The 19719-nt window shown below is 63.6% G+C and carries 19 protein-coding genes; 16 read left to right on the forward strand and 3 right to left on the reverse strand.

Going from position 1 to position 19719, the window contains the following annotated elements; translation table 11 throughout:
- Positions 1 to 117 precede the first annotated feature (117 nt).
- The 8 genes from LIX93_RS02000 to LIX93_RS02035 all read left to right on the forward strand — a co-directional run bounded on the left by LIX93_RS02000 (position 118) and on the right by LIX93_RS02035 (position 8462).
- Positions 118 to 1575, forward strand: a complete 1458-nt coding sequence (locus tag LIX93_RS02000) for an NAD(P)/FAD-dependent oxidoreductase (protein ID WP_226502832.1) — start codon at positions 118 to 120, stop codon at positions 1573 to 1575.
- On the forward strand, positions 1575 to 2549 hold the full coding sequence (locus tag LIX93_RS02005) for an ABC transporter permease (protein WP_226502336.1): 975 nt from the start codon (positions 1575 to 1577) through the stop codon (positions 2547 to 2549). Before LIX93_RS02000 ends, LIX93_RS02005 begins: the two co-directional genes overlap by 1 nt.
- Positions 2546 to 3451, forward strand: coding sequence for an ABC transporter permease (locus LIX93_RS02010; protein ID WP_226502337.1), 906 nt, complete (start codon positions 2546 to 2548; stop codon positions 3449 to 3451). The genes LIX93_RS02005 and LIX93_RS02010 overlap by 4 nt, the downstream gene beginning before the upstream one ends.
- A complete protein-coding gene (locus tag LIX93_RS02015) occupies positions 3448 to 4461 on the forward strand; it encodes an ABC transporter ATP-binding protein (RefSeq protein WP_226502338.1) in 1014 nt (337 codons plus the stop codon). Before LIX93_RS02010 ends, LIX93_RS02015 begins: the two co-directional genes overlap by 4 nt.
- Entirely contained in the window at positions 4451 to 5464 is a 1014-nt protein-coding gene (locus tag LIX93_RS02020; protein WP_226502339.1) for an ABC transporter ATP-binding protein, read from the forward strand. The genes LIX93_RS02015 and LIX93_RS02020 overlap by 11 nt, the downstream gene beginning before the upstream one ends.
- A 107-nt stretch (positions 5465 to 5571) precedes the next feature.
- Entirely contained in the window at positions 5572 to 7137 is a 1566-nt protein-coding gene (locus LIX93_RS02025; RefSeq protein WP_226502340.1) for an ABC transporter substrate-binding protein, read from the forward strand.
- Between the two features lie 216 nt (positions 7138 to 7353).
- Positions 7354 to 7878 carry a carboxymuconolactone decarboxylase family protein gene (locus tag LIX93_RS02030; protein WP_226502341.1) on the forward strand — a complete coding sequence of 175 codons (525 nt, stop codon included), beginning with the start codon at positions 7354 to 7356 and terminating at the stop codon, positions 7876 to 7878.
- Positions 7878 to 8462, forward strand: a complete 585-nt coding sequence (locus LIX93_RS02035; protein ID WP_226502342.1) for a peroxidase-related enzyme — start codon at positions 7878 to 7880, stop codon at positions 8460 to 8462. Before LIX93_RS02030 ends, LIX93_RS02035 begins: the two co-directional genes overlap by 1 nt.
- A 159-nt stretch (positions 8463 to 8621) precedes the next feature.
- On the opposite strand, the gene LIX93_RS02040 is transcribed toward LIX93_RS02035, so the two are convergent.
- Both LIX93_RS02040 and LIX93_RS02045 read right to left on the reverse strand, forming a co-directional pair.
- Complete coding sequence (locus LIX93_RS02040; RefSeq protein ID WP_226502343.1) at positions 8622 to 9776, reverse strand: aminotransferase class V-fold PLP-dependent enzyme; 1155 nt, start codon at positions 9774 to 9776, stop codon at positions 8622 to 8624.
- A 156-nt stretch (positions 9777 to 9932) separates the two neighbouring features.
- Positions 9933 to 10979: an AraC family transcriptional regulator gene (locus LIX93_RS02045; RefSeq protein WP_226502344.1), complete on the reverse strand. Its 1047-nt coding sequence runs from the start codon at positions 10977 to 10979 to the stop codon at positions 9933 to 9935.
- 342 nt (positions 10980 to 11321) lie between these two features.
- On the opposite strand from LIX93_RS02045, the gene eat reads away from it, so the two are divergent.
- From eat to eutC, 3 genes are all read left to right on the forward strand, one after another.
- Entirely contained in the window at positions 11322 to 12683 is a 1362-nt protein-coding gene (gene eat / locus LIX93_RS02050; protein ID WP_226502345.1) for an ethanolamine permease, read from the forward strand.
- Between the two features lie 3 nt (positions 12684 to 12686).
- Positions 12687 to 14081, forward strand: coding sequence for an ethanolamine ammonia-lyase subunit EutB (locus LIX93_RS02055; protein ID WP_226502346.1), 1395 nt, complete (start codon positions 12687 to 12689; stop codon positions 14079 to 14081).
- A 211-nt stretch (positions 14082 to 14292) separates the two neighbouring features.
- A complete protein-coding gene (gene eutC, locus LIX93_RS02060; protein WP_311970015.1) occupies positions 14293 to 15144 on the forward strand; it encodes an ethanolamine ammonia-lyase subunit EutC in 852 nt (283 codons plus the stop codon).
- On the opposite strand, the gene LIX93_RS02065 is transcribed toward eutC, so the two are convergent.
- Positions 15141 to 15539: a hypothetical protein gene (locus LIX93_RS02065; RefSeq protein WP_226502347.1), complete on the reverse strand. Its 399-nt coding sequence runs from the start codon at positions 15537 to 15539 to the stop codon at positions 15141 to 15143. The two genes, eutC and LIX93_RS02065, sit on opposite strands and share 4 nt — an antisense overlap.
- 152 nt (positions 15540 to 15691) lie before the next feature.
- Here LIX93_RS02065 and LIX93_RS02070 point away from each other — a divergent pair, with 152 nt between their 5' ends.
- The 5 genes from LIX93_RS02070 (at position 15692) to LIX93_RS02090 (ending at position 19632) form a co-directional block, all read left to right on the forward strand.
- The gene (locus LIX93_RS02070; protein ID WP_226502348.1) at positions 15692 to 15916 is read left to right on the forward strand and encodes a hypothetical protein; all 225 of its coding nucleotides are present in this window, start codon (positions 15692 to 15694) and stop codon (positions 15914 to 15916) included.
- A 213-nt stretch (positions 15917 to 16129) separates the two neighbouring features.
- A complete protein-coding gene (locus LIX93_RS02075) occupies positions 16130 to 16738 on the forward strand; it encodes a paraquat-inducible protein A (RefSeq protein WP_226502349.1) in 609 nt (202 codons plus the stop codon).
- Positions 16735 to 17352: a paraquat-inducible protein A gene (locus LIX93_RS02080; RefSeq protein ID WP_226502350.1), complete on the forward strand. Its 618-nt coding sequence runs from the start codon at positions 16735 to 16737 to the stop codon at positions 17350 to 17352. Before LIX93_RS02075 ends, LIX93_RS02080 begins: the two co-directional genes overlap by 4 nt.
- Positions 17345 to 19027 (forward strand): MlaD family protein, encoded by a 1683-nt coding sequence (locus tag LIX93_RS02085; RefSeq protein WP_226502351.1) that lies wholly within the window; start codon positions 17345 to 17347, stop codon positions 19025 to 19027. The genes LIX93_RS02080 and LIX93_RS02085 overlap by 8 nt, the downstream gene beginning before the upstream one ends.
- Positions 19024 to 19632: a PqiC family protein gene (locus LIX93_RS02090; protein ID WP_226502352.1), complete on the forward strand. Its 609-nt coding sequence runs from the start codon at positions 19024 to 19026 to the stop codon at positions 19630 to 19632. Before LIX93_RS02085 ends, LIX93_RS02090 begins: the two co-directional genes overlap by 4 nt.
- Positions 19633 to 19719 lie beyond the last annotated feature (87 nt).

Below are 19719 nucleotides of genomic sequence, written 5' to 3' on the forward strand. Positions count from 1 at the left end.
CTCTCGCTCTCGTGCGGGCGGTTCGCTGCAGGTGATGCCATGGCCCTCTCAAGTCGCAATGGCCCACCGGCGCGAGCAGTCGCCTATTCTTCCATTGCCTTGCCGGGACCGATCCTCATGCCACAGCCCAACGCCCCTATCGGCCTCGCCGCCCTCGAAGCGCGCCTGCGCCAGGACCTCGAATGGCTCGAATTGCCGGCCAAGGCGTGGGTCAAGCCGCGCATTGAGCAGGGTCAGGCGGTGCTCGACGTCGCGGTGATAGGCGGGGGCATGGCCGGCCTGGCGGTGGCCACCGAGCTACGCCATCTGGGCGTCACCGTGCAGGTATTCGATCAGGCGCCGTTGGGCTTCGAGGGCCCGTGGGCGACCACGGCGCGAATGCAGACGCTGCGCTCGCCCAAGCAACTGACCGGCCCGGCACTGGGCCTGCCGGCGCTGACCTTCCGTGCCTGGTACGAAGCCCAATTCGGCCTGGACGCCTGGGCCGCGCTGGACAAGATTCCGCGCTTGCAGTGGGCCGAGTACCTGCGTTGGTATCGCCAGGTGATGAAGGTCGACGTACGCAATGAACACCGCGTGACCCGCGTGCAGCCCCGTGCCGATGGACTGGTGGCACTGAGCGTCAGCCATGGCGACGCCAGCCGTGAAGTCCTCGCCCGCCATGTGGTGCTTGCCACTGGCCGTGACGGCCTGGGCGGTCCGTGGGTGCCGGACTACGCTCACAGTGTCGCGCCTCGCTACTGGTGCCATTCGGCGGCGGGACTGCAGGGCGACTGGTTCGCCGGCAAGCGGGTGGGCGTCATCGGTGGCGGCGCCTCGGCGATGGACAGCGCGGCCACTGCGCTGGAGGCGGGCGCCGCCAAGGTCGACCTGTTGATCCGCCGCGCCGTGATGCCGCGCATCAACAAAGGCAAGGGCGCTGGCAACCCCGGCATGGTGCACGGCTACTGGCGCCTGCCGGACGCCTGGAAATGGCGCTTGCGCCACTATCTCAACACCCAGCAGGTGCCAGCACCGCGGGGCAGCACCTTGCGGGTTTCCAGCGCGGGCAATTCGCGCTTTCTGTTCGAGGCATCAGTGCTGTCGATCAAGGAGTCGGGGCAGGGCACGGTGCTGGTGCGCACCGCTCAGGCCGAGCTCGAGTATGACTTTCTGGTGTTCGCCACCGGCTTTCGTGCCGATTTGCAGCAGCGTCCGGAGTTCGCGCCCTTCGCCGAACACATTCGCTTCTGGGGCGACCGTTTCGAGGCCCCGGCCGACGAGCAGGATGCCGAGCTGGCCGCGCTGCCGGACCTGGGCAGTTGCTTCGAGTTTCTCGAAAAACAACCGGGCAGTTGCCCCGGCCTGCACCGCATCCACTGCTTCAGCTACCCGGCTGCCTTGAGCTATGGCGCGGTGTCCGGCGATATCCCGGCCATCAGCGAGGGCGCTCGCCGCATGGCCCAAGGGCTGGTCAGCCAACTGTTCAGCGATGATATCGACCTGCATTTTCAGGCCATGCAGGACTACGCCGACCCTGAACTGCTCGGCGATGAGTGGGTGGCCGGCGAGCTGACCGCCGAGGAGCGTCGTTGATGCTCGGCTGGACCCTCAAGCGCATTGCCCAGTCGTTGCTGGTGGTGTGGCTGATGACCCTGGTGGTATTCATCGGCCTCAATGCCATCGGCAACCCGCTGGACATTCTGGTAGGCGAGGACCTCAACCAGGCCGAGCGTCTGGCGGCCATCGCGCAGCTCGGCCTCGACAAGCCGCTGTGGCAGCAATACCTGGTGTTCCTGCAGGGCGCCGTGCACGGCCATCTGGGGATGAGCTTCGTCTATCACGAAGACGCCTTGCAGCTGATTTTGCAGCGCCTGCCCGCGACTCTTGAGCTGGCCGTTGGCGCGCTGTTGCTGGCGGTTGTCATCGGTATACCGCTGGGCATGTTCGCCGGCATGTACCCCGACAATCCGCTGTCGAAAGTGCTGATGGCGAGCAGTATCCTCGGCTTTTCGCTGCCGGCGTTCTGGGTGGCGCTGATGATGATTCTGGTGTTTTCCATCAACCTGGGCTGGTTGCCGGCCAGCGGCCGTGGCGAAACCCGTGAACTGTTCGGTGTGCAGTGGTCGTGGTTGACCCTCGATGGCCTCAAGCACCTGATCTTGCCGGCCCTCAACCTGGCGCTGTTCAAGATATCTCTGGTGCTGCGCCTGACCCGCGCCGGAGTGCGTGAAGTGCTGCCCCAGGATTACGTCAAGTTCGCCCGGGCCAAGGGCCTGTCGCCGATGCGGGTCATGCTCATGCACGTGATGCGCAACACCATGATCCCGCTGGTGACCGTGCTGGGCCTGGAGCTGGGTTCGACCATCGCCTATGCCGTGGTCACCGAAAGCATCTTTGCCTGGCCCGGTGCCGGCAAGCTGATCCTCGACAGCATCAACAGCCTGGACCGCCCCGTGGTGGTCGCCTACCTGATGATAGTGGTGGTGATTTTCGTGATTCTCAATCTGATCGTCGACGGCTTGTATCACCTGCTCGATCCCCGGGTCCGTGTGGAGTCGCCGCGATGAGCGTCGTTCCTGCAACTCGCTTCCAGGCGCAATCGCCATGGCGCCGCGGCGTCGATGAATTCCTGCAATCCAAGGTGGCCGTGGCGGCTGCGGTGCTGCTGCTGGCGATCCTCGCCGTGGCGGTGCTGGCGCCGTGGGTGACCTTGCAGAACCCCTACGACCTCATGCAGCTCAATGTCCTCGACGCACGCCTGCCGCCCGGCAGCGCCAATATGGATGCCGGTTATACCTACTGGCTGGGCACCGATGGTCAGGGGCGCGATCTGCTCTCGGCGATCATTTATGGCCTGCGCATCAGCCTGTTCGTGGGCATCGGTTCGGCGTTGATCGCCGCAGTGGTCGGCACTTTGCTTGGCCTGCTGGCGGCTCGCGCGGGTGGTTGGGTCGACGCACTGCTGATGCGCCTTGTGGATTTGCTGCTGTCGTTTCCGGTGGTGCTCATGGCGCTGATGATTCTCGCCTGGCTGGGCAAGGGCGTCGGCAATGTGATGATCACCCTGGTGCTGCTGGAGTGGGCCTATTACGCTCGCACCGCGCGTGGCCAGGCGCTGGTGGAGAACCGCCGCGAATACGTCGAAGCGGCCCGCGGCCAGGGCATCGGCCAGTGGCGCATCGTGGTCGGGCACATCTTGCCCAATTGCCTGCCGCCGCTGATCGTCATCGGCGCCCTGCAAATCGCTCGCGCCATCACCCTGGAGGCGACCATGTCGTTCCTCGGCCTCGGCGTGCCGATCACCGAGCCATCGCTGGGGCTGCTGATCGCCAACGGCTTCCAGTACATGCTCAGCAATCAATATTGGATCAGCTTGTATCCGGGGCTGGCGCTGCTGACCACCATCGTCGCCATCAACCTGGTAGGCGACCGCCTGCGCGACGTGCTCAACCCGAGGCTGCAACGATGAATCTGGCTGAGATCAAAGCGGCCCCCGTCGTCGTGCCTGAGGCGACGCTTGAGGTGCGGCACCTGTCGACGTCGTTCTACACCCGTGCGGGCGTCCTGCCAGCGGTGCGCGACGTGTCGTTGCGTCTGCAACCGGGACGCATCCTTGGTCTGGTGGGCGAATCGGGTTCGGGCAAGTCGGTGACCGGCTTCTCCATCCTCGGCCTGGTCGACGCCCCTGGCCGGATCAGCGGCGGCGAGGTGCTGTTCAAGGGCCGTGACCTGACCAGACTCTCCGCCAGAGAGCTGCGCCAGCTGCAGGGTAATCGCATCGCGATGATCTTCCAGGACCCGATGATGACGCTCAACCCGGTGCTGCGCGTCGATACGCAAATGATCGAAGCCGTGCGCGCGCACAGTTCGCTGAGCCGCCGCGACGCCCGCGAGCATGCGAGTCGCACCTTGGCGCTGATGGGTATTGCGAGCCCCGAGGAGCGCTTGAATGCCTATCCCCATCAACTGTCTGGCGGCATGCGCCAGCGGGTGGCGATCGCCATCGCGCTGCTGCACGCCCCGGACTTGATCATCGCTGACGAGCCGACCACCGCCCTGGACGTGACCATTCAGGCGCAGATCCTCAGTGAGGTACAGAAACTGGTGCGCCAGCAGAACACCTCGCTGATCTGGATCACCCACGATCTGTCGGTGGTCGCCGGCCTGGCCGACGACGTGGCGGTGATGTATGCCGGGCAGATCGTCGAACAGGGCAGTGTGGGCGATGTGCTCGACCGCCCGCTGCACCCCTATACCCAAGGGCTGATCGACAGCCTGCCGAGCCGAAACCAGCGTGGCCAGCGGCTGCGGCAGATCCCCGGGATGACGCCCGACCTGCTGTCGATGCCCGCCGGCTGCGCCTTTGCCGAGCGCTGCCCGCGGGCCAGTGCGGTGTGTGCCGAGGAGCCTGAAAGCCGTGAGATCGAACCCGGCCGTAGCGTGCGTTGCTTCCATCCGGGAGGTGGCCATGGACAGTAATGTGATCCCGATCGTCGAGCTCGATCAGGTCAGCAAGACCTTCGGCAAGGCCAGCGGCGAGGGGGCTTTCGAGCGCTGGGCGCAGCGCCTGCAATTGACCCGCAAAACCTCTGTCACCCATGCGGTGGACCGCGTCGACCTGCGCATTCAGCGCGGCGAGGTGGTGGGGCTGGTGGGCGAGTCGGGCTGCGGCAAGTCGACCCTTGGGCGCATGGTGGCCGGGTTGATGCCGGCGTCCAGTGGCCAGGTGCGGATCGACGGCACGGCGGTCGATGAACTCAGCGCCGCCGAGCGCCACGCTGCGCGCTTGAAGATCCAGATGATCTTTCAGGATCCCTCGGCCAGCCTCAATCCGCGGCTGCGCGTCGACCGCATCGTCGGTGAAGGCGCACGCCTGCATGGCCTGACCGACAGCGCCGGTTTTGATGACTACGTCAGCGCGCAACTGCAACGCGCCGGCCTCAACCCGAGCCTGCGCCAGCGCTATCCGCATCAGTTCAGCGGGGGCCAGCGTCAGCGCATCGGCATCGCCCGGGCGCTGGCAGTGCAGCCGCAGTTGTTGGTGTGCGATGAATCGGTAGCGGCGCTGGACGTGTCGATCCAGGCGCAGATCCTCAACCTGTTCATGGACCTGCGCGACGAGCTGGGCCTGACCTATCTGTTCATCAGCCACGACCTGGGTGTGGTCGAGCACCTGTGCGATCGGGTAATCGTCATGTACCTGGGCCGCGTGGTGGAGAGCGCGCCGGTGGAAGAGCTGTTTGGCGCGGCCAATCACCCCTATACCCAGGCGTTGCTGGCACAGATTCCGCGCTTCGATGTTCGCAGTACCCGGTATGACGCGATCAAAGGGGAAATCCCCAGCCCGCTGAACCCGCCCAGCGGGTGTCATTTCCATCCCCGCTGCCCGCACGCCTTTGCGCGCTGCCGGGAGCAGGCTCCACCGCTCAGAGAGGTTGCACCCAATCATCTGAGCGCTTGCCATTTGAATGACCAGATCTAAACCCTGACATGACCCGCACCCTTTGGGAGTGGGCTGTGTCCGCGAAGTTGTTGAGGTCTTCGACCTCTTCGCGGGCGGAGCCCGCTACCACACACAAGGAAATCTGCATGCAACCTAGCATTCGTTCACTGCTTGCCACCGCGTTACTGCTCGCCGCCACCGGCGCCTCGGCCGAGTCGCTGCGCATCGGTTTCGCCGATCCGATTTCGTCTCTCGATCCACAGCTCAACAACTATGCCGGTGACCGTTCCGTCGCTTTGCATTTTTTCGAATCGCTGGCTGATCGTCGTGACGATCGGACCATGCCGGGCCTGGCCAAGAGCTGGAAAGTCCTCGATCCGCTGACCTGGCAATTCGACCTGCGCGATGACGTCAAATGGTCGGACGGCACGCCCATGACTGCCGACGACTTCGTCTTCTCCTACGAGCGTGCCCGCGCCGTACCAGGCAGCGTGGCGTCCTACGCCGGCGCCTTGCGCACCGTCGACACGGTCACCGCCAAGGACGCCCATACCCTGATCGTCAAGACCAAGGCGCCCAACGCCAACCTGCTGCCGGACATCAACTCGGTGTACGTGGTCAGCCGTCACGCCGGGGAAAACGCCCAGAGCGCCGACTACAACTCCGGCAAGGCGCTGATCGGCACCGGGCCGTATCGCTTCGTGTCCTACGTGCCGGGCGACCGCACGATCTTCGAGCGCAACGATGCGTACTGGGGGCCGAAGGCGGAATGGGACAAGGTCGACTATCGCTTCATCGCCAACGCTTCGAGCCGCACCGCAGCCTTGCTGGCCGGTGATGTCGACGTCATCGACAAGGTCGCACCGACCGATATCGCGCGCCTCAAGCAAAGCCCGGCGGTCAGCGTGTACGCCTATCAAGGCCTGCGCGCGCTGATCATTCAGCCGAGCTTTCGCAAGGGCCCGAACGACTTGATCCGCGATAACGCCGGCAAGCCGCTGCCTGAAAACCCGCTGCTTGACGTGCGGGTGCGCAAAGCGTTGTCGCTGGCGATCAACCGTCAGGCCATCGACGAGCGCATCATGCAGGGTACGGTGACCGAGGCCAATCAGTGGATGCCGTCCAACACCTACGGCTATAACGCCAACATCAAGAACATCCCTTACGACCCGGCCGAGGCCAAGAAACTGCTGGCCGAAGCCGGTTTCCCCGAAGGCTTCCAGCTGACGGTCAGCGTGCCGGGCGACCGTTACCCGCAGGCGCCGGAGGCCATGCAAGCAGTGGCGCAGTTCTGGACCCGCATCGGCATCAAGGTGCAGCTCGATGTGATGCCATGGGCGGTGTATGCCGGCAAGGCCAACAAGAACGAGCTGGCGGTGAGCGTGATTGCCTGGGGCAACGGCACCGGTGAGGCGGCCTATGCGCTGACCAACATCCTCACCACCGTGGACGGTGCCAAAGGGCAGGGCGCTTCGAACTGGGGGCACTACAGTAACCCGGCGGTAGACAAGGCGCTGCAGGACGCCACTGCAGAATTCGACGAGGCCAAGCGCCGCGCGATTCTGGAGAACTCGGTGAAAGTGGTGAGCGATGACGTCGGCATCATTCCGCTGTTCCACTACCAGAACATCTGGGCGGCGCGTAAAGGCCTCAAGGTCGAGCCGTTGGTGAGCGATCGCACGGCGGCGATGATGGTGACTGAACAGAAGTAAACGTATGGGGCCGGGGACGTATGTCTGCCATGGGGTAGACGTTGTCACGACCGGCCTCTTCGCGAGCAAGCTTTGCTCCCACGGTGTACGGCTCTGGGGCTGTTGACTGTGGGAGCCAGGCTGGCCCGCGAAACGATTTTCCGCACGCCAACGATGCCCGATCCTTGTAGTGGTCGTTGAGCGCCCAAGCTTCTCGGTCCTGATGGAGAACCCACAATGACCTTCGTTGAATCCACAACCGAGCCGGACGTGCTCGACACCCTGCTGCACATCGCACCCGGCTCGCCGGTGCATGCCGCGCGGCAGTTTCGCAACAAGGTGCTGGCTGCCACCCAGAGCAGCTACGAGCTGTTCTTCGCCGCTGAGGTCGCCGACGGCCTGAGTCAGGCCGAGCGCCTGCTGGTGGCGTACCACGCCTGCCTGCTGACACCGCAGCCGCTGCTGGCAGCGCATTACCTGGAGCGTCTCGAGGCGATCGGCGTGTCGGCCGAGCAGCTGTCAGCCGTTGCCACGGGCGCCATCGAAGCCCTGGGCGAACCGCGCTTGCAGGCTGTGCTGGCGTTCACCGGGACCTTGATCAAGGCACCGGTGGAAGGCGATCGTCACGCCCTGATCGCGCTGTCCGAGGCCGGGCTGTCGACCCCGGAAATCGTCACTCTCGCGCAGCTGGTGGCGTTCATGTCCTATCAAGTGCGTCTGGCCAGCGGTCTGCTGGCGATGCAATCCGCAGGAGTTGCGTGATGAGCGAGCCGATCCGTATTGCCGGTTTCACCAACGAAGTGCTGGGCTGGAAAGCCTGGCTGCCCACTGTCAGCGTCGACCAGGCCACCCCCGAGCAGACGGCGGTGCTGGAGGAGAGCCATCCCCAGGCCAAGGTGTCGGATTACTACCTGACCTTGATTCATCAACCCGAGATCCTGCGTCAGCGCTCTTTGGCCTTCAACGCCATCATGTACGCGCCGGGTGGGCTGTCCCGCGCTGAGCGCGAGCTGGCCAGCGCCGTGGTGTCGCGGATCAATCAGTGTGTGTATTGCTGCTCGGTGCACGCCCAGCGTTTCGAGCAGCTGGCCAAGCGCAATGATGTGATCGCCGAAGTGTTCGCCGATCCGGCGACGGCCGGGACCACACCGCGCGAGCGTGCCATCGTGCAGTTTTCGATCGATCTGACGGTTGATCCGGCGAATATCAGCGCAGCGAATATCGCGGCGCTGCGTGAGCATGGGCTCGAAGAGGGGCCGATTCTGGACCTGATCCACGCGATTTCGATTTTCGCCTGGGCCAATCGGCTGATGCTCAATCTGGGTGAGCCGGTGTACAACGTCTAGGTTTGCGTTAGCAGCACTGGCCTCTTCGCGGGCAAGCCTCGCTCCCACAGACTCAGCCGATCTTGAGTCGTCCACCTGTGGGAGCGAGGCTTGCCCGCGAAGGGGCCCTTTCAAGCGATAGATCTTTTAGGTCCATACGCGAGCCAGAACATCACAGCGTTACCAAAGCGGCGCGGGTGCTTTCAGGGCCTGGTCAAGAATTGCGATCGCCTGCTCCACATCCGCCGTATGGCTGTAGCGGCCGAGGCTGATGCGCACGCTGCTGCTGGCCTGGCTGTGGTCCAGCCCGATGGCGAGCAATACGTGGGACGCTGCGTTACTGGCGGAATTGCACGCCGAGGTCGACGACACGGCCAGCGCTCCAGCGAGCGAGGCACTATTGAACCCAGACTTGGCGATGCACAGGTTCAGCGTATGCGGGATGCGCTGAGCTGCGCAGCCATTGAGCGTCACCCCCGGCAGCGCCAACAGGCCTTCACGCAACTGCTGCGACAGCGCGGTGATGCGTTGCGTTTCGGCTTGTTGTTCATTCGCCGCGATGGCAAATGCACTGCCCATGCCGACGATCTGATGAGTCGCCAAGGTGCCCGACCGCAACCCTTGCTCGTGCCCGCCACCATGGATCTGCGCCTGCACTGCGCCCCGTGCACGCGGGCCCACGTACAAAGCGCCGATGCCTTTGGGGCCATACGTCTTGTGCGCCGAGAACGACATCAAGTCGACCTCCAACGCGGCCAGGTCGATATCGACCTTGCCCGTCGCCTGTGCGGCATCGACATGAAACAAAGCGCCATGCTCGCGCACCAACGTACCGATCGAAGCGATATCGGTCAGCGTACCCAGTTCGTTATTCACTCGCATCAGCGACACCAGCAAGGTGTCCGCGCGCAAGGCCGCCTGCACCGCTGCGGGCTGAATCAGCCCGTTGCCATCCGGAGTCAGCCAGGTGACAGGAAAACCCTGGGCTTCAAGCTGATTCACCGTGTCGATGACCGCCTTGTGTTCGAGCACGCTGGTGATCAGGTGGCGACGCTGCGGTGTGCTGGCCATGGCGACGCCCTTGATCGCCAGGTTGTTGGACTCGGTCGCGCCCGACGTCCAGATGATCGACTCGGCGGGCGCTCCCACCAACTCGCCCACCTGGCGCCGCGCCAGTTCCACTGCCTGCCTGGCATTGCTGCCGAAGGCATGGGAGATGGACGCCGGATTACCGAAGTTGCCCGAACGCCCCAGGCACTCGACCATGGCCTGGATGACGCGGTCGTCGACGGGGGTGGTGGCGGCATAGTCGAAATAGAGCGGGAGAGGAGTCATGGGGAAGGATTTCACGAGTGACTGAGAATAGGGAAAGGTTACTCGTGTCAGTGGAGAAATATTTTGATAAAACCGCTCTATGTCGCGGGTGGCATGGAAATAAATTCGGTAATCTGGTACTTATTCGAATTAATATTCTCCTCAGTGTTCCGGCGACTAGCTACTTTGGCGCCACTGCCGCGGGCTGACCCCGAACCAGCGCTTGAACGCCCGGGAAAACGCGCTCGTTTCTGAATAACCCAACAACGGCGCCAGTTGCGAAATGCTCAAGTGCCCATCGCGCAAATGCTGGCGCGCCATGGCCTGGCGGGTCTGGTCCACCATCTGAGTGAAACTCAAACCGTGGTCACGCAAGCGCCGTTGCAGGATCGTCGGACTCAACTGCAGGTGTTCGGCAATCAACTCCAGCACCGGTTCGCCATGATGCAGCGTGGCTCGCAACAGTTGTCGTATCTGCTCTGGCAGTTCCGCCCCGCAGGTTCGTTCGCCGAGCTGGCGAATGGCGTCCTTGACCACCATCAGCAGCATCGGGTCGTGGCCCGGCATGGCGTGGCCGATCAATGGCTGCTTGGGGATCAGCATCCAGTTGCCGCCCTGACCGAAGCGCACCGGTGCACCGAAGGCGTCGCGATGCTCGCGCCAGTCCTGCGGGCGGGCGTGCTCGAAGCCCACTTCGCGCGGCGTCCAGCCGTCACCCAGCACATGGCGGATCAGGTTGGCTGCCATGCCCATGGTCAGTTCAGCGTCCTGACGACACTCGACGATGGCGTCGTGGCGCACTTGATAGTCGAAACGGTAGCACTCGCCCTGGTCCACCAGGCGGATCAAGGTGCTGTGCTGGTGATAGGGGAAGGCTGCGGCGAAGTTGATCAGTGCCTGCTCGAGATTTTCCGAGCACAGCCCCACATAACCCAGCAGCCCCAGGGCCTGGGGCTTGAACTGCTGACCGTAACGCAGGCCGAAGTTGTCGCAACCGGTTTGCCGGGCGGCTTCTTCGAGCACCTGGCAATAGTTGGGCAACGCCAGGCTCAAGGTGGGGTGTTGCAGTTGTTCGGGGTCGATACCGGCGCGGCCGAACACTCGGTCCAGGTCACCGCCGTGGTGGCTGATGAAGCCGTCCAGACCATTGGCTGCCGCTGACAACACGCCTTGGTTGCTGGGGCGGGCGGTGCTGGCGGCGGGTGCGAGGAAGGGCTGGAGCATAGTCAATCGGTACCGTTGAAGATCTGTATGAAAATGTTTCATGCAAAGTCCATTCCGGCTGATGACCGTATTCGCCTGTAGCAAGGAGGCCCGCGCTCGATCACCTGTTATCAGGCACATTACTTGTAACGGATAGACCGCAGCCGGGGCCGAGGCCCTCGCTACAAGGATGAATGCCGTAGAAGTGTGCGTTTCTGGGGCGCACCGCCCCGCTTTGGCGCGACGATCGTAAAAATTGACCGCACAGCGCAAATGCGCGTTTTCGCGGTCAAGTCTTGGCCCGTAGCCTATGGTTATGCTGGCCTTACGCAATCTTGCCGCTGGATTTCCGAGGTGTGATCAATGACCGTCAATACACTCAAGCCCACGCTGGGCACACTGCACTTGTGGGGCATCGCCGTCGGGCTGGTGATCTCTGGTGAGTACTTTGGCTGGAGCTATGGCTGGGGCACCGCCGGTACCTTGGGGTTTCTGGTCACGACGCTGATGGTCGCCGTGATGTACACCTGCTTCATCTTCAGCTTTACCGAACTGACCACCGCTATTCCTAACGCTGGCGGGCCGTTTGCCTACAGCCTGCGGGCCTTTGGTGTGGGTGGCGGGATGATCGCCGGGCTGGCGACACTGATCGAGTTCGTCTTCGCGCCACCGGCCATCGCCATGGCCATCGGTGCCTACCTCAACGTGCAGTTCCCGGGGCTGGACCCGCGCTGGGCAGCCGTCGGCGCGTACGTAGTGTTCATGAGCCTGAACATCGTCGGGGTCAACATCGCCGCGACCTTCGAACTGGTCGTGACCATCCTTGCGGTCATCGAACTGCTGGTATTCATGGGTGTGGTCGCGCCGGGCTTCAGCTTCAGCAACTTCGTGCTCGGTGGCTGGTCGGGTGAGAACAGCTTCAGCAGCGGCTCCATCGCCGGTATCTTTGCGGCGATACCTTTCGCGATCTGGTTCTTCCTCGCGATCGAAGGCGCCGCCATGGCCGCCGAAGAGGCCAAGGACCCCAAGCGCACCATCCCGCGTGCCTATATCGGCGGCATCCTGACCCTGGTGGTGCTGGCCATCGGTACGATGATCTTCGCCGGTGGCGTGGGTGACTGGCGCGCGCTGTCGAACATCAACGATCCCTTGCCACAAGCGATGAAAACCGTGGTCGGCGGCAACTCCAACTGGATGCACATGCTGGTGTGGATCGGCCTGTTCGGCCTGGTCGCGAGCTTCCACGGCATCATCCTGGGCTACTCGCGTCAATTCTTCGCTTTGGCGCGCGCCGGCTTCCTGCCCAAAGGCCTGGCCAAGCTGTCACGCTTCCAGACCCCGCACCGCGCCATCCTCGCCGGTGGCGTGGTCGGCATCGCGGCGATCTTCAGCGACAGCCTGGTCAACCTGCAAGGCATGACCCTGACGGCCGCCATGATCACCATGTCGGTGTTCGGCGCCATCGTCATGTACATCGTCAGCATGCTCAGCCTGTTCAAACTGCGCACCAGCGAGCCGCATCTGGAGCGCAGCTTCCGCGCCCCTGGCTACCCGATCGTGCCGGGCATCGCCCTGGTGCTGGCGGTGGTTTGCCTGATCGCGATGATCTGGTTCAACACCCTGATCTTCGGCGTCTTCCTCGCCTTGATGGTGGTGGGTGCGCTGTTCTGCGCCGCCGTACGCAGCCGCGGTGTGCCCAGTGCAGCCTTGACCACAGGAGCTTGAGCCATGAGCGGTTTCGTACACACAGTGGGTGGCCAGACCTGGCGCTTCGACAGTCTCAAGTCGTTGTTGGCCAAGGCCAGCCCGGCGCGTTCGGGCGATTACCTGGCAGGCGTCGCCGCTGCCAGCGACGCCGAGCGCGCGGCCGCACAAATGGCCCTGGCGGACGTACCGCTCAAGCAGTTCCTCACCGAGGTGGTGATCCCCTATGAAGTCGACGAGGTCACGCGGCTGATCATCGACGGCCATGATGCCGAGGCCTTCGCCGTGGTCAGCCATCTGACCGTAGGCGGGTTGCGTGACTGGCTGCTCGGGGATGAGGCCGATGAGCACAGCCTGCGCGCTTTGGCGCCTGGGCTGACACCGGAAATGGCCGCCGCGGTGTCGAAGATCATGCGCATTCAGGACCTGGTGCTGGTGGCGCAGAAGATCCGCGTGGTCACCCGTTTTCGCAACACAATCGGGCTGCGTGGGCGAATGTCCACGCGCCTGCAGCCCAACCATCCGACCGATGACCCGGCCGGAATCGCCGCCAGCACCCTGGACGGCCTGTTGTACGGCAACGGCGATGCCATGATCGGCATCAACCCGGCTACTGACAGCCTCAGCGCCATCACCGAGCTGTTGAAGATGCTCGATGGCGTGATCAACCATTACAAGATTCCCACCCAGGCGTGCGTGCTGACCCACGTCACCTCGTCGATCGCCGCCATCGAGCGCGGCGTGCCGCTGGACCTGGTGTTCCAGTCCATCGCCGGCACCCAGGCGGCCAACGAGAGTTTCGGTATCAGCCTGCAGCTGTTGCAAGAAGGTTACGAAGCGGGCCTGAGCCTCAAGCGCGGCACGGTCGGCAACAACCTCATGTATTTCGAGACCGGGCAGGGCAGTGCGCTGTCGGCCAACGCCCACCATGGCGTCGACCAGCAGACCTGCGAATCCCGCGCCTATGGCGTGGCTCGGCATTTCAAGCCGTTTCTGGTCAATACCGTGGTCGGTTTCATCGGCCCCGAGTACCTGTACAACGGCAAGCAGATCATCCGCGCCGGCCTCGAAGATCACTTCTGCGGCAAGCTGCTGGGCGTGCCCATGGGCTGCGACATCTGCTATACCAACCACGCCGAAGCCGATCAGGATGACATGGACATGCTGCTGACCCTGTTGGGGGTGGCGGGCATCAATTTCATCATGGGAATCCCGGGTTCGGACGACATCATGCTCAACTACCAGACCACCTCGTTCCATGATGCGCTGTACGCGCGCAAGACGCTGGGCCTCAAGCCCGCGCCGGAATATGAAGAGTGGCTGGCACGCATGGGCATCCTGCATCAACGCGATGGCGAGTTGCGCCTGGGTAACCGTTTGCCTGCGGCGTTCCGGCAGGCGTTGGCGCAGCTTACCTGATGTACTTGTGCAAACCGGGCCGGCCCCTTCGCGGGCAAGCCTTGCTCCCACAGTGCAAGCTGGACCTGAGTCGTACACCTGTGGGAGCAAGCCTTGCTCCCACAGTGCAAGCTGGACCTGAGTCGTACACCTGTGGGAGCAAGGCTTGCCCGCGAAGAGGCCATCAGCAGCACGCGAATCCAGCGACCTGCATAGAAAACCGAGGTACCCCGTGAAACTGCCCCCCGATGACACCCCGCCCTCTACCAGCCCCGCCCAGGCCGACCCCTGGCAGCAACTGCGCAATCTGACCGCCGCGCGTATCGCCCTGGGTCGCGCCGGTACCAGCTTGCCCACCAGCGCTCAGCTGGACTTTCAGTTCGCCCACGCCCAGGCCCGCGATGCCGTGCACCTGCCGTTCGACGGCGGGGCGCTGGCCACGCAACTGGCCGAGCGTGGCCGTGAGTGCCTGAGCTTGCACAGCGCCGCCGCCGATCGCCACGTTTACCTGCAACGTCCCGACCTGGGGCGCCGGCTCGATGACGACTCGGCGGCGTTGCTCGATGCCCACGCACAAGCCAACCCCCAGGGTTACGACGTCGCGGTGGTGATCGCCGACGGTCTGTCGGCGCTGGCGGTCGATCGCCATAGCCTGGCGATGCTGCGACGTATCGACGACCAGGCCGCCGCCGAGGGTTGGAGCCTGGCACCCGTGACCCTGGTCAGCCAGGGCCGCGTGGCGGTGGCCGACGAAGTGGCGCAGCGCCTCAAGGCGCGCATGGTGGTGATCCTGATCGGCGAGCGCCCTGGGCTCAGTTCACCGGACAGCCTGGGCCTGTATTTCACCTACGCGCCGCGGGTCGGGCTGACCGATGCGGCACGCAACTGCATATCCAACGTGCGCCTCGAAGGCATGAGCTACGGCATGGCCGCGCACAAATTGCTGTACCTGATGCGTGAGGCCTGTGTGCGGCAGTTATCGGGCGTGAGCCTCAAGGATGAAGCCCAGGTGCCGCTGCTGGAAGCGGGCGAGGGTGAGCGACCGGGGAATTTTCTGCTGGCCGGGACGCGTCGGCAAGACTAGGCGTCGCGCAGCAAGTCGTTGGCGTTGAGCAGGTTGAAGGCGATTTCCGGACGTTTTTCCAGACTGCGGCGAATCGCGGCGGGGATCGCCTGACGGGTCTTGCGGCACATCCCCGGCAGTTCATCGAGCTCGATACGGATGCCGCGCATAGTGCGCACTTCATTGGCGCCGGGGCCCACGTGCACGCGCAAGCCCAGTTGCTCGAACATGCGTTGCTGCACGCGCACCAGGTCAGCCAGGCTGTCGAGGTTTTCGAGACGTTCGAGCAAGCGTTTCTCTTCCTGGCGGGTCAGCAGCAGAATCCGCAGGTCAGCGTCTGGCAACGCTTGCAGCCGTTCGCGCTCGCATATGCAAGCACCGGGCGGGCAGGGTTGGCGCAGTGGGGGTGGGTTCATGGGGTCAGATCATAGTCTTGGTCGGTGATCTTGCCTACTGAAGCGCTGCGACCAGGCAAAACACCCGTTCAGCGCCCACAGATGAAACCTCATGCCACCTGAGGTAACCTTGTCGGCCGTCTGTATCCTGCCGTATTGAAGGCCCTTTGCCGTTGAGTTCATATTCCGATCCATACGCCGAGCGCGATGAACACATGCTGGAGTGGTCGCGCCAGTGGCTACTCGAAGGCGATATCGTGCGCTGCCCCTATTGCCATAACTATCAGCCCCTGAGCCGCGGGCATCGGGTATTCGTGCACCAGGAGCAATGCAAGGGCGCGGGCTTTGCCGAGCAATACCCCTGGCGCTGGCTGGCGTGGAATCTGCGCTCGCTGTGAGTCGTGGGCCGCGAACCTTCCGCGACCCTTGAACCCTGCGCCACCAGTCGCGGTCTATGGCAAGTGGCTATCTCTGCAGGACTCGCCGAGACGGCCTCCACACTGTGAAGTCGCAGTTGATTGACGCCATAATGACGCCACTCGCCTGCGTTTGATTTATAGTGTCGCGCGCCCTGAGCCGGCATTTTTTCAACACGACGATCAAACTGCCCCATGACCGAACCCTGCCCCTGGATCATTTGTGAACACTGCGACGCGGTCTACGCGCCGGTGCCGCTGCTCAGCGGGCAAAAATCCTTGTGCCAGCGCTGTGGCGGGGTGCTGGAACGCGGTCACGGGCTGAGCATTCAGCAACTGTTCGCGCTGTCGGTCACGGCGCTGATCCTGTTTCTGTTCGCCAATATTTTCCCGGTCATCTCCATCAGTCTCAAGGGCCTGGCCAATGCCGCGACGCTGTGGCAGTCGGTCGAGGCCCTGGCGCAAGGGCAGATCAGCCTGATCGCGGCGGTAGCGGGCCTGTGTATCATCCTCGCTCCGGGCCTGCAGATCCTGCTGCTGTGCTGGTTGCTCAGCTACGCCAACGTTGGGCTGCGCGCGCCGGGCTTCAAGGCCTGTATGCGTACCCTCGAACAACTGCGGCCCTGGAGCATGCTCGAGGTGTGCCTGCTCGGCATCCTGGTGGCCATCGTCAAGCTCGGTGGCATGCTCAGTGTGCATCCGGGGCTGGGCTTGTGGGCGCTGGCCATGCTCACCGTGTTGATCATCCTGATATCCGGCAAGAGCATTCGGCGCCTATGGACCGAACTGGAGGAGCGCGAATGAGCAGTCCTGCGCCCACCGCCGCCGCCATGGGGCTGACCCTTTGCCATACCTGCGGCCTGGCCTGCGTCGAAGGCACTCATCGTTGCCCGCGCTGCGATGCCAGCGTGCACCCGCGCAAGCCCAACAGCATCACCCGCACCTGGGCACTGCTGCTGGCCAGCATGATTTTCTACATTCCCGCCAACCTGCTGCCGGTGATGTATACCGATCTGTTCGGCAGTGGCGCCGAGAACACCATCATGAGCGGTGTGATCGAATTCTGGGAGGGCGGGTCCTGGGACATCGCCGTGTTGATTTTCGTCGCCAGCGTGGCGGTGCCTTGCATCAAGTTTCTGGTGCTCGGCACCTTGCTGGTGACTGCGCAGCGGCGCAGCCAGTGGGCCATGCGCGAGCGCTCGCGGTTGTACCGGTTCATCGAGCTGATCGGTTATTGGTCGATGCTCGATGTGCTGGTGGTGGCGTTGGTGGCGGCGCTGGTGCAGTTCCGCTCGCTGAGCACCATCGAGCCGCGGCTGGGCATCCTGTTTTTTGGTTTCGTCGTTGTGCTGACCATGTTGGCAGCCATGAGTTTTGATCCCAGGCTGATCTGGGACGCAGAGGTTGAAGATGTCTGAACCCGTTGCTGATCCTTCCCGCACGCCGGGCAATCCCGACGTTCGTCGGCGTCGCTTCAACGTTTCCCTGGTGTGGCTGGTGCCTATTGTCGCGGCCGTGATCGGGCTGTCGATGGTGGTGCACAACTCGCTGTCGGCCGGCCCCAAGATCACCGTCAGTTTCGAGACGGCCGAAGGATTGGAAGCCAACAAGACGCAGGTCAAGTACAAGAACGTGGTGATCGGCCAGGTGACTGCCATCGCCCTGAGCGAAGATCGCAACCGCGTGGTCGCGACCATCGAGCTCAAGGACTCGGCCAAGTCATTCACCACCGAAGACTCGCGCTTCTGGGTGGTACGCCCGCGCATCGGCGCTCAGGGGATCTCGGGCGTCGACACCTTGTTGTCGGGCGCCTTTATCAGTGCCGACCCTGGCGCCTCGAAACAGACCCGCAGCGATTTTCGCGGCCTGGAAATTCCGCCGCCCATTACCTATGGCCAGCGTGGCAAGCGCTTCAGCCTGCATGCCGACGACCTCGGTTCGCTGGACATCGGCTCGCCGGTCTACTACCGGCGCATTCAGGTTGGCCAGGTGGTGCAGGTGGGCTTGAGCCAGGACGGCAAGGGCGTCGACATCGAAGTGTTCGTCAATTCGCCCAACGATGAATTCGTCACCACCAATACCCGTTTCTGGAACGCCAGCGGCGTGGATATCAGCCTTGGTGCCGATGGCCTGAAGGTCAACACCCAGTCGGTGTCCTCGATCGTGTCCGGCGGCGTGGCGTTCGTCGAGCCGAAGTACAATCCCGATCAGAAGCAAGCGGCGGAGATGACCAAGTTCGATCTGTTCGCCGATCAGCAAAGCGCCCTGGCGCCCCCGGACGGTACGCCGCGCTATATCCGCATGCGCTTCGACCAGTCGCTGCGAGGCCTGACGGTCGGCTCGCAAGTTGAATTCCTGGGGGTCAACCTGGGCCGCGTGGTGTCGATCGACCTCGATTATGACGCCAAGACCCAGACCTTCCCGACCATGGTCGGCGCGGTGATCTTCCCGGATCGGCTCGGCAAGGCCAACGACAAGCTCACGCAGATCGCCGGCAAGGGCAACGAGGATGCGCAGGCCGCCAAAATGCTCTCGGAGTTCGTCAAGCATGGCTTGCGGGCTCAGGCGCGCACCGGCAACCTGCTGACCGGGCAGTTGTATATCTCCCTGGCGTTCCTGCCCAAGGTAGCGCCGGTGAACTTCGATATGTCTGCGCGGCCGCTGGAAATCCCCACCGCGCCGGGCAGCTTCGACAAGTTGCAGGAGCAGTTGCAGGCCATGGTCGACAAGGTCAGCAAGCTGCCGATCGAGCAGATTGCCGACAACCTCAACGGCAGCCTCGACGAAATGCACAAGACGCTTAGCCGCTTCAACGGTCAGGTCCTGCCGGAACTGGCCGATACCATGGCCCAGACGCGCAAGACCATGGCTGCCGCCGCCGACACCCTGGGCGATGATTCGCCGCAGCGTCAGCAGATCGGCCAGGCCATGGACGAAGTACAACGCACTGCACGCTCGGTGCGGGTACTGACCGACTTCCTCGGCCGCCATCCTGAATCGCTGATTCGCGGACGGGTGAGCGAAGGCTCGCCGGACGCCTATCGCTCCAGTGGCTCGTCTTCTCGTGATATTCAGTTGGAAACCAAACCATGATGCTGCGTTATCTGCTGCTGGGCACCACGCTGGGATTGGCGGCCTGTACGTCGCCGGCCACTCATTACTACACACTGGTGCCCACCACCGAATCGGCGCCCAAGGCGGTCACGCCCGCGGACTTTCAGTTCGAGCTGCTGACCGTGCGCATGCCGGTGCAGGTCGATCAGCCGCAGTTGGTGGTGCGCCAGGATCAGGGCCGGTTGGCCATCCTCGATAACGAACGTTGGGGCGCGCCGCTGGCGGACGAGTTCCACGACGCCCTGGCGGCACAGATGGAACGCCAACTGGGTGTTCGCGATCTGTCGGGCTTGCCGAAAAATGCCGGGCAACCGGTGGTGTCGTTGCAGGCTGACGTGCGCCGGTTCGACAGCGTGCCTGGGCAGTACGCGCTGGTGGATGTGGTGTGGAGCCTGAGCCGTCGTGGCAATGACGACAGCAAGCGCACCACCCTGACCTGCGCAACGGTGGTGAAGGATAACGCCGGGGTCGATCTCAACAGCCTGGTGTTGGCGCATCAGAAAGCCATCGGTGATCTGGCGGCGCGCATTGCCGGCACGGCGCGGCAGTGGGCGGATAATCCTGCCGTTGGTTGCCCGCAGTAAGCGTTTTGTCAGGGATAGATGTGCAAGGCTATCGGCCTCTTCGCGGGCAAGCCTTGCTCCCACAGGTGTACGACTCAGGATCGGTTA

This window comes from Pseudomonas sp. MWU16-30317 (assembly GCF_020515695.1).
Classification (GTDB): Bacteria; Pseudomonadota; Gammaproteobacteria; order Pseudomonadales; family Pseudomonadaceae; genus Aquipseudomonas.